The organism is Gilliamella sp. ESL0254 (genome assembly GCF_013344985.1).
Lineage (GTDB): Bacteria > Pseudomonadota > Gammaproteobacteria > Enterobacterales > Orbaceae > Gilliamella > Gilliamella bombicola.
Window position 1 is genome coordinate 1,407,103 of sequence record NZ_JAAEDU010000001.1, and the last position, 13,388, is coordinate 1,420,490.

At 34.9% G+C, this 13,388-nt stretch carries 12 protein-coding genes; all 12 read right to left on the reverse strand.

Annotated elements, in window-relative coordinates; all coding sequences use genetic code 11:
- Positions 1-82: 82 nt before the first annotated feature.
- The 12 genes from murG to GYX25_RS06630 all read right to left on the reverse strand — a co-directional run bounded on the left by murG (position 83) and on the right by GYX25_RS06630 (position 13,334).
- A complete protein-coding gene (gene murG / locus GYX25_RS06575) occupies positions 83-1,135 on the reverse strand; it encodes an undecaprenyldiphospho-muramoylpentapeptide beta-N-acetylglucosaminyltransferase (RefSeq protein WP_174786997.1) in 1,053 nt (350 codons plus the stop codon).
- On the reverse strand, positions 1,135-2,286 hold the full coding sequence (gene ftsW, locus GYX25_RS06580) for a cell division protein FtsW (protein WP_091346495.1): 1,152 nt from the start codon (positions 2,284-2,286) through the stop codon (positions 1,135-1,137). Before ftsW ends, murG begins: the two co-directional genes overlap by 1 nt.
- On the reverse strand, positions 2,283-3,617 hold the full coding sequence (gene murD, locus GYX25_RS06585; RefSeq protein WP_174786998.1) for a UDP-N-acetylmuramoyl-L-alanine--D-glutamate ligase: 1,335 nt from the start codon (positions 3,615-3,617) through the stop codon (positions 2,283-2,285). Before murD ends, ftsW begins: the two co-directional genes overlap by 4 nt.
- 25 nt (positions 3,618-3,642) lie before the next feature.
- Positions 3,643-4,725, reverse strand: coding sequence for a phospho-N-acetylmuramoyl-pentapeptide-transferase (gene mraY / locus GYX25_RS06590; RefSeq protein ID WP_091346499.1), 1,083 nt, complete (start codon positions 4,723-4,725; stop codon positions 3,643-3,645).
- Between the two features lie 4 nt (positions 4,726-4,729).
- Complete coding sequence (gene murF / locus GYX25_RS06595; protein ID WP_174786999.1) at positions 4,730-6,106, reverse strand: UDP-N-acetylmuramoyl-tripeptide--D-alanyl-D-alanine ligase; 1,377 nt, start codon at positions 6,104-6,106, stop codon at positions 4,730-4,732.
- A complete protein-coding gene (gene murE, locus GYX25_RS06600) occupies positions 6,103-7,653 on the reverse strand; it encodes a UDP-N-acetylmuramoyl-L-alanyl-D-glutamate--2,6-diaminopimelate ligase (RefSeq protein WP_174787000.1) in 1,551 nt (516 codons plus the stop codon). Before murE ends, murF begins: the two co-directional genes overlap by 4 nt.
- Positions 7,654-7,666: 13 nt before the next feature.
- The gene (ftsI, locus tag GYX25_RS06605) at positions 7,667-9,445 is read right to left on the reverse strand and encodes a peptidoglycan glycosyltransferase FtsI (protein WP_091346504.1); all 1,779 of its coding nucleotides are present in this window, start codon (positions 9,443-9,445) and stop codon (positions 7,667-7,669) included.
- Positions 9,445-9,828, reverse strand: a complete 384-nt coding sequence (ftsL, locus tag GYX25_RS06610) for a cell division protein FtsL (protein ID WP_091346506.1) — start codon at positions 9,826-9,828, stop codon at positions 9,445-9,447. The genes ftsI and ftsL overlap by 1 nt, the downstream gene beginning before the upstream one ends.
- Positions 9,821-10,756: a 16S rRNA (cytosine(1402)-N(4))-methyltransferase RsmH gene (gene rsmH / locus GYX25_RS06615; protein WP_174787001.1), complete on the reverse strand. Its 936-nt coding sequence runs from the start codon at positions 10,754-10,756 to the stop codon at positions 9,821-9,823. The genes ftsL and rsmH overlap by 8 nt, the downstream gene beginning before the upstream one ends.
- A 16-nt stretch (positions 10,757-10,772) precedes the next feature.
- A complete protein-coding gene (gene mraZ, locus GYX25_RS06620; RefSeq protein ID WP_091346510.1) occupies positions 10,773-11,219 on the reverse strand; it encodes a division/cell wall cluster transcriptional repressor MraZ in 447 nt (148 codons plus the stop codon).
- A gap of 416 nt (positions 11,220-11,635) precedes the next feature.
- Positions 11,636-12,397 carry an IS5 family transposase gene (locus GYX25_RS06625; protein WP_141683313.1) on the reverse strand — a complete coding sequence of 254 codons (762 nt, stop codon included), beginning with the start codon at positions 12,395-12,397 and terminating at the stop codon, positions 11,636-11,638.
- A gap of 115 nt (positions 12,398-12,512) precedes the next feature.
- A complete protein-coding gene (locus GYX25_RS06630; RefSeq protein WP_091346511.1) occupies positions 12,513-13,334 on the reverse strand; it encodes an AraC family transcriptional regulator in 822 nt (273 codons plus the stop codon).
- Positions 13,335-13,388 lie beyond the last annotated feature (54 nt).

A 13,388-nucleotide genomic window follows, 5' to 3' on the forward strand; every position in this document is an offset into this window, starting at 1 on the left:
GTCCAAACAAATCATTGACTCAAATACCTACATAAACTAAAAATTTTTTACAAAATTATTACACAATAATACCAAAAACTAGTTATTTTATCACTGAGTTAAGGGATTCCGCTACTTTCTCAGTGGAATTTACAATAGATAAACTTTTAGCTTTAATTGCCATTTCTAGTAACTTGTCGCGATTCAAATTTAATAATAACTTTGATAATGATTCAACATTAAAATTTGGTTGTTCTATTATATCCGCAGCACCTATATCCGCTAATGATTTTGCATTCCAAAATTGCTGACGATCTTTATGCATAAACGGAACAAAAATAGCACCAATACCAACAACTTCAATTTCACTAACAGTCAATGCTCCGCTACGACAAATCACAATATCTGCCCAATTGTATGCATTTGTAACATCAGATATAAACTCTGTCACTTTATTATTAGCCATATCACAATTTTGATAAGACTGAATTACCGAATCCAACATTCCTTTACCTGTTTGATGCCATACTACATATTCATCTGATAATTTAGTTATCACCTGGGGCACAATATCATTAATAATCTTCGCACCTTGACTTCCGCCCATGACTAATACTCTGATTGGTCCATTACGATCTTTGAACCTTTCTTCGGGTTTTACAACAGTTAAAAGATCACTACGCACAGGATTACCTACGACTTCAGCGTTAGGAAAAGCACTAGGAAATGCTTGCAAAACTTTAGTCGCAATTTTAGCTAGCCACTTGTTAGTTAAACCAGCTATACCATTTTGTTCATGTAATACAATCGGTATGCCAAGTGTTTTTGCTGCGATCCCTCCAGGACCAGAAACATATCCGCCCATACCTAACACAACATCTGGACGATAGGCTTTCAAAATTTTTCTTGCTTGTAAAACTGCTTTTAGAATTTTATAAGGTGCTTTTAATAATGCCATCACACCTTTTCCTCTTAGCCCTGATATTTCGATAAAGTCGATCTCTATACCATTTTCAGGAACGAGATGTGCTTCCATTCGATCAGCAGTACCTAACCATCTTACTTGCCAACCTTGCTTCATCAAATAATGCGCAACAGCAATACCGGGAAAGACATGTCCGCCTGTTCCCCCTGCCATAACTAATAATTTTTTCATTATTTAACTAACCTTATTCTTGCTTGCGCTTGTTGTTGCCTAAATTCAAAATCTATTCTGAGTAATATTGCAACCGCAATACTCATCACAATAAGGCTTGAACCACCATAACTAATAAATGGTAATGTTAATCCTTTAGTTGGTAACATACCAGATGTAACACCAACATTAACAAATGTTTGAAAACCAAACCATATTCCAATTTCACAGGCTAAATAACCCGAAAATAATACCCCCTCATTCAGTGCTCGATAACCAATTGCGAGAGCTTTAAATGTCAAGAAGAAAAGTAATGACAATAAAACAACTACACCTATATATCCATACTCTTCTGAAATAATCGAAAAAATAAAATCGGTATGACATTCAGGTAAATAACCTAATTTCAGAATAGAATTGCCCATACCTTGTCCCGTAATTCCTCCACTACCAATTGCCATTAATGAGGCAACTAATTGATAACCTGAACCAGTTGCATCTTGCCAAGGGTCAAGAAAGGTTAACAGTCGAGTTAAACGGTAAGCCTCGTATAAAATCAAACAAATCACTGCACCAACACCTGTTAGCAAAATAGCAATAAATTGCCACAATTGGGCACCAGCAATAAATAGGATACCAATAGTTACCATAAATAAAACGATAACAGTACCTAAATCAGGTTGCTTAAGTAATAAAATAGAGAGTACGGCCATAACAACCATTGGTTTAAAAAAACCCCAAAACCCACTTTGTACCTCTTCAGATTTACGCGATAAATAACCAGCTAAAAATAAAAATAGTGCTAATTTTGAAAGCTCTGCAGGCTGAAAATTAAATACCCCTAAAGGTATCCAACGCGATGCACCGTTAATTGAAGAACCTATACCCAATACAACAATTAACATAATAATAGCAATGATTAGTAACACTGAACCGAACTGTTGCCAACGTTGCATCGGAATATACAACGTAATAGACATTAAAAATAACGATATTCCTAACTGAATAAGCTCTCGTTGTGTATAAAAGAATGGATTACTATCATTAAATGACATTGAAGACGATGTTACCATTATTAAGCCAAAAATCATTAAACCAAGCACAGTCCAAAGTAACTGATTGTCAAATGGGATATGTGGATTAACTTGTTTTTTTAACCAAAATAATGTCATATTCCACTCCCTTGAGTATATTGTTCAGCAAGATATGCGAACTGTTTTCCTCGTTCAACGTAACTTTTAAACTGATCTAAACTTGCACAAGCGGGAGAAAGTAGAACCACATCATTTGATACCACTTTTTTAGCAATAATTTGCATTGATTCAGCCATTGTCTCTGTGATTGTTGTTATATTTGGAGCTAATTTACTAAGTAAATAACGATCTCGACCAAAACAAAAAACCTCTATATTCCTATTTTTTAAGTAAGGAATTAATAACGAAAAGTCAGCAGATTTCCCATCTCCACCTAATAATAAATATAATTTTCCTTTGCAAACCACACTGTTTAGAGCGGCTTCAGTGCTACCAACATTGGTTGCTTTGGAATCATTAATCCACTTTACACCATTCTTTTCCAACACTAATTCAAACCGATGTGGTAAACCATGAAATGAAGCAATTGTTGCAATGCTTGATTGTCGTGAAATATTTAATTTATCAGCTATCGCTAAAGCTGCTAGTGCATTAAGATAGTTATGACATCCAGTTAATTTCATCATTTTTGTTACTAGCAAAGGTTGATCTTGTACAATCAGATGCTCATAGTGGTTATCTAAATGATAATTACCTTTATCAACACCAAATGAAACTATATCGCTTTGTTTATCTGTTGGAATGGTTAATTGGTCGTCATTGTTAATCACACAGTATGTTGCATTATGATAAATTCGGTGCTTAGCCTCAACATATTGCATTAAACCAAGAGGATAACGATCCATATGGTCTTCTGAAATATTTAAAATTGTTGCAACTGTTGCTTTTAAGCTGTAAGTCGTTTCTAGCTGAAAGCTCGATAGTTCTAAAACATATACATCGTAATCTTGGTTTAATAAAGATAATGCAGGCTGTCCTATATTACCACCAACACCAACACTAATACCTGCTGACTTAATGATTTCACCAATTAATGTAGTAACAGTAGTTTTACCATTTGCGCCAGTAATAGCAACAATTTTTTTATTAGATTTGGCATTAACTTCACGACAAAAAAGTTCAATATCACCTATAATTTCTACGCCTTTTTCTTTAGCTTTTTGTAATTCAGGGGTTGATAATGGAATGCCTGGGCTAACGATAATTAAATCGGCATTTAGCAACCAATCAATTTTTAAATCTCCCAAGTGATAATTAATTCGGTTATCTAATTGTTCTAATCCTTGCGGCTTTAAACGAGTATCGATTACTTTTGGGATAATATTTTGAGCAAGGAAATAATTCACACAAGAAAGACCAGTGATACCTAATCCGACAATAACAATATTTTTACCTTGATAGCTAACCATGATTCAATCCTGAGCTGTTTTTAAATTAACGTAATTTCAAAGTTAATAAACCGATTAATACCAACATTAATGAAATAATCCAAAAACGTACAATAACACGAGGTTCTGGCCAACCTTTTAATTCATAATGGTGATGAATCGGTGCCATTTTAAATATCCGTTTACCTCTTAATTTATATGAACCAACTTGCAAAATTACGGATAATGTTTCTACAACAAATATGCCACCCATTATCAATAATAGGAATTCTTGTCGTAATAAAACAGCTATAATGCCAAACACCCCCCCCAATGCAAGCGATCCGACATCACCCATAAAAACCATAGCAGGATAAGTATTAAACCATAGAAAACCTAACCCAGCACCAATAATTGCGGTACAGACAATCATCAATTCACCACCAAATTTAATATAAGGAATATGTAAGTAAGCAGCAAAATTAACATTGCCAGTTGCCCAAGATACTAGAGCAAAACCAGCAGCAACAAAGACTGTCGGCATAATAGCTAATCCATCCAGCCCATCGGTTAAATTAACAGCATTGCCAGCCCCCACAATGACAATATAGGTAAAAAGAATAAATAATAATCCTAACTGTGGCATAACATCTTTAAAAAAAGGCACAACTAGTACAGTTACTGAGCTATCTTTTCCATAAACATAAAGACCAAAAGCAACAATTAATGCAATGACCGATTGCCAAAAATACTTCCATCTTGCAATAAGACCCGCTGTATTTTTACGAATAACTTTTAAATAATCATCAGCAAAACCAATAATTCCATAGCCAATCAATACAAATAATGCCAGCCAAACATAAGGGTTACGAAGATCTGCCCATAAAAATACCGAGATCGAAATTGATGCAAGAATTAATGTACCTCCCATTGTTGGTGTACCTTTTTTACTTAAATGAGATTCAGGTCCATCATGGCGAACAACTTGGCCAATTTGTAATTTCTGCAACCAATCAATGACTTTTTGCCCCATTATTAATGAAATTAACAATGAGGTTAACAACGCTAAAATTGCTCTTACGGTTAAATAAGAAATAACATTAAAAAAACTAAAATATTTAACTAAATATTCTGATATCCACACCAACATAATTTTAATCCTGATTCATTTTGAGTTGTTCAATTTGAATTTTTTCGATAAGCTCTTCCATTTTCGCACTACGCGAACCTTTAACTAACATTGTTAAAGAGGGATGTTGATTTAAGAGCATTAACAGAAAATTTACTGCATCTTGTTTATTATTAAAATGATAACCTACACCACTATACTGACTAATATATTGACTTAATTTACCGACACTAACGACACAATCTAGCTTTTCTTGATAAGCAAGCTCGCCGATTTGTCGATGATATTTTTCAGCCTCATTACCAAGTTCCCCCATATCACCAACGACTAAAACTCGATACCCTGGTTGTTTTGCTAATACCTTAACTGCCGCTGACATTGACCCAACGTTGGCGTTATAAGAATCATCCCAAATTAATTGAGTTTGGTTTAATCTTATTGGATATAATCGACCTTTTACTGGTTTTAAAGTTGTTAAACCGTTTCTAATTTGATCCAAATTTGCACCAACAGAAATTGCTAAAGCGGATGCAGCGATCGCATTTGACACATTATGCAATCCAACTAGCGGTAAGAGAATTGAGCATTCACCTTTTGGCGTATGCAATGTAAAGGTCGTACTTTCAGTATGTTGAATATTACTAGCATAAAAATCTGCTGATGAATTTGCTAATGAAAAAGTCCAAACTTTTTTGTTTGTTAGCTGAGTAAACCATCTATCAGAGCAACTATCTAAATTAATGATAGCAATGCCATTTTGAGGTAAGCCTGCAAAAATTTCACCTTTAGCCGTTGCCACGCCGTTAAGTGAACCAAAACCTTCAATATGGGCCTCGGCAATATTATTAATTAAAGCGCTTTGCGGTTTAACTATATTAGTTGTATAGGCAATTTCGCCAATATGATTAGCACCTAGCTCTACCACTGCAAATTGGTCTTGCTCGGTTAAGCGAAATAATGTTAATGGTACACCAATATCGTTATTAAAATTACCTTGCGTGTAAAGTGTTTGCCCACAATGTTGTAAAATTGCCGCCGTCATCTCTTTAACGGAAGTCTTTCCTGATGAGCCAGTTAAAGCAACAATTTTAGCTTGGCTCTGTTCTCGAATAAAAGTGGCAATTTGTCCGAGTGATTGCCGAGTATCATCGACGACTATTTGTGGTATTGAAGCATCATCTATTTTATGATTAACAATAGCCAAAATAGCACCATCTTTTATTGCCTGTGAAACAAATTGATGCCCATCAAAATTATCACCAGTTAATGCAATAAACAGTGACAGTGGGGTAATTTTTCTGGAATCTGTACAAATAGAATCAATAACCTTATTTTCATCTTGAATATAATAAGACTGACCATTCACAACTTCTTTTATTTTTTTAATTTTTAATGGAATCATGATCGATTCTCTGCTCCTAAAAACTGTTTCACTATTTCTTGATCAGAATAATGATATTTAGTTTTACCAATTATTTGATAGTCCTCATGACCTTTACCTGCAATTAAAATCACATCATTAATTTTGGCTTGCGATAATGTTTGTGTAATAGCCTGAACTCTATCCGGGATTATTTGTATGTTGTCAGTGCTATGTAAACCTTGTTGAATATCGTGAATAATCTTGATTTCATCTTCGGTTCGGGGGTTATCATTAGTTAGCACAATTTTGTCAGCAAATTGTTCCGCAATTTCTGCCATTAATGGTCTTTTCCCTGTATCTCTATCACCACCACAACCGAAAATAACCCATAACGTTCCTTGGCAGTGGATCCGGCTCGCTTGTAATGCCTTTTGTAATGCATCTGGCGTATGCGCATAATCAACAATGACTGTAGGGCTATTTTTTTCATGTAACACTTCCATCCGACCACAAATCGGCTTAAGAAAGCAAGCCATATTCACTACAGCAAAAAATGGATAATTAAGTGTTAGTAATGTGGCAATAGATATTAATAAGTTAGAAACATTAAATTCACCTAATAACCGACTATTGATAATGGCATTTCCCCAACTTGACTCCATATAAATTTTAGCGCCTTTATCATTATATTCGATCATAGAAACACCAACATAAGGTCTATTTAAAGCTTTTAACCGACATAATGATTTCGGTTGGCATGATACAGCTGTCACATGTGAAAGCTTTTCAATCCATCGTTTACCATATTTATCATCATAATTAATAATCGATTTTCCCGAAGTTTCAACTAACCTTTCTTTTTCATCAGGACTAAATAATGACCATTTTGCTTTTGCATATTTACTCATGGTTTTATGATAATCAAGATGATCACGACTCAAATTGGTGAAGACTGTTGCTGCACAATTTAAACCTTTAACTCGATTCATTACAAGTCCATGAGAAGAAACCTCCATCGCTACAACTTTTACTTGTTCTTTTACAAAATCAGATAATAAAGATTGCACATCTATTGCCGATGCGGTTGTATTTACAGCTGGTTCAAGTTGATTATAAATACCATTACCAATAGTTCCTAAAATTGCCGTTTTATCGTTGAGTAATGTTGTGCATTGAGCAATGAGTTGTGTAACAGTTGTTTTTCCATTTGTTCCGGTTACACCAATAACGGATAATTTTTTAGAAGGAGAATGATAAAAATCATTAGCAATCACAGACAAACGCCGTGAAAGTTGAAAAACACTAATTTGTGGGATTACAAATAAATTATCATGCTCAAGATAATCTATTTTTAAATCACTTAATTTGCTATTTGTTTCGACTAGCACAGCGACTGCACCGGCTGAAATAGCTTGAGGGATGAATGCACGACCATCAACAGAATGCCCCTTTATAGCAACAAAAACATCATTTTTTTTCACATTACGACTATCAATACGCAAATGATTAAGCGGAAAATCGTCCAGTTCTAAATTTTGATTCCCACCTAATAATTCAAATAATGTTTTAAACGTGCTTGTAGCCATCATTTTTTACCTATTAATAAATAATCATTTGTCCATCAACTTGGCGATCAGGCTGAACATTCATGGTTCTTAACACGCCACCCATAATGCGACTAAATACAGGAGCTGAAACTGAACCACCATAATATTGACCAGCTTTAGGGTTATCAATAACAACAACCAATGAATATTTTGGCCCTGTAGCTGGTGCGATACCTGCGGTATAAGCAAGATATTGATTAACATAGCGTCCGCCAGATAATTTCTTAGCTGTACCAGTTTTTACACCTACACTATAACTAGGAACAGATGCCTTGGTCCCACCACCAGTCACTGCAACCGCTTCCATTAATTGAACTACTGTTTTAGCTATTTTTTCTTCTACAACTCGCTCACCTTTAACAGGTTCGGTCACTTTTAAAATAGAAACAGGGCGATAAACTCCATAACTACCAATAGTTGCATAGGCCCTTGCTAATTGTAGAGGAGTCACGCTTAACCCATATCCAAAAGCAAAAGTTGCCCGCTCAATATCTGCCCACTTTCGGGTTCTATCAGCCGCAATTGAACCACTAACTTCACCGCCCAAACCAAGGCCGGTTGGTTGACCTAACCCAAAACGACTATAATATTCAACAAGCTCATTAGACTGCATTTGTAAGGCTAATTTACTCACACCTACATTACTTGATTTTTCTAAAATACCAGCCAAATTCAATGATTTTTGATACGATACATCTTTAATTTCATAACGATTTACTAAAAATGGTCTGGTATCAACAATAGTATTCAAATCCGCAATTTTTTTCTCTAAGGCAGCCATCACAACTAAAGGTTTAACTGTAGAACCTGGCTCAAATGCATCGGTAACAGCTCTATTTCTCAATAAACTATAATCAATTGATGAACGATTATTTGGATTATAAGATGGACTGGTTGCCATCGCTAAAATCTCACCGGTATGCACATCTATTAAAACCGCAGTACCACTATCAGCCTTATTAAACTCAACTGCCTGACTTAGTTCACTATAAACTAAAGATTGTAAACGTTCATCAATACTTAAAGTTAAATCTGATGCTGTTTCACTTTCCGTTCGCTCTAATTCTTCAATAACACGGCCTACTCGGTCACGCCTAACTATTCTTTGCCCAGATTCTCCAATTAACCACTTATTGAAACTTTTTTCGATACCTTCAGACCCCTTTTCAGTGCCATTTTCATCAATATCTGTTAAACCAATTAATTGAGCTATATTTTCTGCCGCTGGGTAATAGCGTTTAGATGTTTTTGCAAATGATATTCCCGGTAATTTCAGTTTTTTTAAATAGTCAGATATTGTTGGTGTTACTTGTTTAGACAAATAAACAAATCGCATTGATGGATTGCCTAGTTTTTGTTCTAATGTTGACATAGGGATATTTAACGTTTTAGCTAACCCTTGCCACCTAATATCATGTGCTTTAACACCACCTTTTTGTACCACAATTTTAGGATCCGCCCAAACATCAAACATCGGCACACTTACTGCTAATGCTCGACCATTACGATCGGTGATCATGGCTCTTGGTGCATCCATTTCTTGGTGACGAATAGAACGCTTATTGCCTTCAGCAATAAGTTTATCAGGCTCAATAATTTGCAATAGTGCCATTCGAATAATAAGACAAATAATCGCAAAAATAATAAAACCATATACAATGTAAAAACGATTCAGTGTAAAAAACTGTTTTTTACTATTCAGCTTATTGGCTTTATTTACCTTTACAATCTTTTTAACTTTATCTTTTTGATGTTTAGTGACAGGTTTCATTATTTACTCTTTATCACAATAACTGTTTCATTTTGTGGTGTCACATAAGACATACCTAATTGGTTCTTAGCTTTTTCTTCAACACGCTTTGGATCAGCAAGTACATTTTCCTCAATAACCAAATTTCTCCATTCACTTTCTAAAACATCTTGTTCTAACAAAAGTTGCTCGCGTTCAAATAGCTGTTTACGAACCTGCTGCGTTGTTATTAATACAGCACCAGCAGAAATAATAATCATTACAAGTAATATCAATGAAATTTTTTGATGAGCAAATAAATCACCAATAATTAAACCAAATAAACTCCTACTCGGTTTTTTTTGAGGATCTTTATCAATGTAGGTTTTATCTGGAAAAGTCTCATTATATTGGTTACTATTCATTTTTCCTTTCTGCCACCCTTAATATTGCACTTCGAGAACGTGGGTTATTATTAATTTCAATCGTATTTGGCTTAATTTTGCCAAGAGATCTGAATTTAGCACCACCATATTGTTTAATTTGTTGTTCTGTCAGTGGTAATCGATCAGGTAAATTCGGACCTTTACTCTGTTTACTAATAAATTGCTTTACAATTCTATCTTCTAGAGAATGAAAGCTAATAACAGCAAGCCTTCCATGATTGGCAAGAACAGATAAACTACTATTTAATACTTGCTCAACTTCTTCCAATTCGCTATTAATATAAATACGAATAGCTTGAAAACTGCGTGTAGCGGGATGCTTGTTTTTATCTTTTCTTGGTGTTGCTTTTTCAATTAAATTAGCCAACTCCAATGTACGGGTGATTGGTGAAACTTTATTCTGTTCCACGATCGCTCGAGCAATGCGTTTGGCAAATTTCTCTTCACCGAATGTCTTTAATACCCATGTAATATTTTCTTCGTCACTGCTGAGTAACCATTCACTTGCTGTCAAACCTTTATGGTTATTCATCCTCATATCAAGCGGCCCATCACGCATAAAAGAAAATCCTCTTTCGGGATCATCAAGTTGTGGTGATGAAACACCGAGGTCTAACAAAACACCATTAATTTTACCCAATAGCTCTAATTCACTAATATATTGATATATATTTGAAAACTCTCCACGAATAAAAGTAAATCTTGAATCCTCTATCTGCAAAGCGGCTTGCTCAGCAAGCTCATCACGATCAATAGCAATCAATCGTCCTTGTGCTCCAAGTTGTTCAAGTATTAAACGAGAATGACCTCCTCGCCCAAAAGTACCATCAACATAAATGCCATCTTTTTTTATATTTAATGCTTCTACAGCTTCGTTTAATAATACTGTTGTATGTTGATAATCCATTAATCTTTTACTCTTATTAAATAGTTAAACTTTTTAAATTATCTGATAAACTTTCAATATCTGTGGGTAACGCAGCAATATCGTCGCTTATTTGTTGATACCAAATTGTCTCATCCCAAATTTCAAATTTATTAGATTGACCAACAAACATTGTATTTTTTTCTAATTTTGCATAAGTACGTAATGTAGGTGGCAATAAAATTCGACCTGAATTGTCCATCAAACACTCAGTTGCATAACCCAATAACAATCGCTTAATTCTACGTTCAGCTTCTACAATCGTTGATAATGTTGCAAGCTGTTGCTCAATACATTTCCATTCAGATAGAGAATAAAGCGTCAAACAAGAATGGTATAAACCAATTGTGCAAACAATACCTTCAGATAAAGGTTCACGGTAACGAGTAGGAATTGCTAACCGTCCTTTATTATCTAAATTGACCGAAATTGCACCACTAAACATAAAAGTACCATTATTTATTAATTTTTCATTAGTTTTTAATCAATAGAAATCAACGTGTTAATAAACAACCCTATTTTTACCACTTAACCCCACTTTTTACCACAAAATTTTATAAAATAATAGGTACTTGGTTAATTATTTATAAAAGATTGATATTTGTCCTAAAAATGAACAAATATCACAAAAAATCATAGAGGGAAACATATTATAGTTAAAAAATTTAAAGGACAGTTTAAAACAACAATTGGTAAATTGTGCCTTAACCAATGCCTATCTTTTTATTGGCGAGTTAGCTAAACATTTTGGAGTAGGCGAAGCAACATTAGATGAGTGAATTAGCTAGTTTTTACGACACAAAAAATTATCTATATCAAAAAAATATTAGGGGCTGTTGATCTTTGCTGTACATAAATTGCTCAACAATACATTGGCAGCCACATTAACATAAATGCCAGTGATACCATACTGGCATAATTCCTTTCTAACTTATCGTATCTAGTTGATATTTGACGATATTGCTTGATTCTAGCAAAGGCATTCTCGACTAAATGACGATAGCGATAAAGGCACCTATCTATACTGCTTTTATCTATATCCTTACCATAATTACGTTTAGCAATCACCGTTCGTCCGCTTTTTTGACGAACAAAGCACCAAAAAGGCTCGCTGTCATAACCTTTATCGGCTATCACTGTATTCACTTCATCGAGTTTTTCAACTAGGGTTTCTGCATAAGTGATATCATGTCGTTGTCCTTCAGATAGCTCAAAACAAATAGGCAAACCACCACTATCAACCGCAAGATGAATTTTAGTTGAATGACCACCACAGCTCTGACCTATTTGCTCGGAATGCTCCGTTGCAGCGCCTGTACTGTGTTGATGAGCCCTGATAATCGAGCCATCTAGGAACACCCATTCAAAATCCGCTAGTTGTGATAAATGTTTGAAAATATCAACTAATATTCCTTTTTTAGACCACAAATTAAATCGTCTATAGACGGTGCTCCATTCACCAAACTCTTCTGGCAAATCTCGCCAAGGAATACCGGTTCTCATTCGGAAAAGGAGCCCTTCAAACGTCATCCGATGCTCGGATTTATTATAAACTCGGCCGGTATTTTTCATTATTTGTAGTAGCTTTTCCCACCGTTTATCTGTTAGCATTGTTCTTGGCATGATGAATCGAGTTATGGTTGTTTTTTGCAGAATTATTATAACTCACATCATGCCGTCTAAAAAATAATCACGAAAGATCAACACGCCCTAATTTATCATTAATATAATTATCATTTTAAATGATAGTGTCATTAAAGTTTCTCCATGGGCGGTTATTTCTCATCGCTTTTTGATAGTTACCTGGAGTTACCCCGAAATTTCGACGGAAAATAGCAATAAAACCACTAATATTATCATAACCTAAATTTAAAGAAATTTCTGTGATAGGTCTGCCCGCAACAAGCAACTCTAAAGCTTTTAACATACGTAGTTTCTGTCGCCATTCTGTGAAATTAAATCCAGTTTCATTTGTAAATCGACGAGTTAATGAGCGTCGAGAAATCCCAGCCCAAACGCTCCATTCATTAATGTTTCTATCATCACTAGGATTATTAGACAAAGCTAAAGCAATTTTTAACAAACGAATATCTTTTGGCATTGGGAGTGCTATATCAACTTGAGGTATTATACTAATCTCGTCGACAATCACTGCCATCAATCGCTTATGCTCGGGTTGCAATTCTGAATTATTCCATGTCATGGTTCGGGTAATTGCTTCACGCAATAGAGTAGATAATTCTAGCATGCAGGATTTATTCGGCAGATTATTACATTCGCTTTTTTGTATATAGATACTCCATCCGTAGAATGGCCCATGTGATCCGAGAAGAGAATGCTGTGTATCTGGAGGTATCCATATACCATGAGTTGCGGGTATTACCCATTGACTACTTTCCACTTCAATTGAAATTAAACCTTGTAATGTACCAGCTAGTTGTCCTCTCGAATGATGATGACGTTCTGTTACTTTCACTGATGGGGATTTGAGTGATGCCGATATAATCATAGGTTCGCTATCAGAAGAAGCGACCTCTGGCGAAATGAGTGAAATATTCATTTATATGGCCTCTAAGTAATATTTTGTGGCTGGAATTAGTTAGTAAATTTTTGT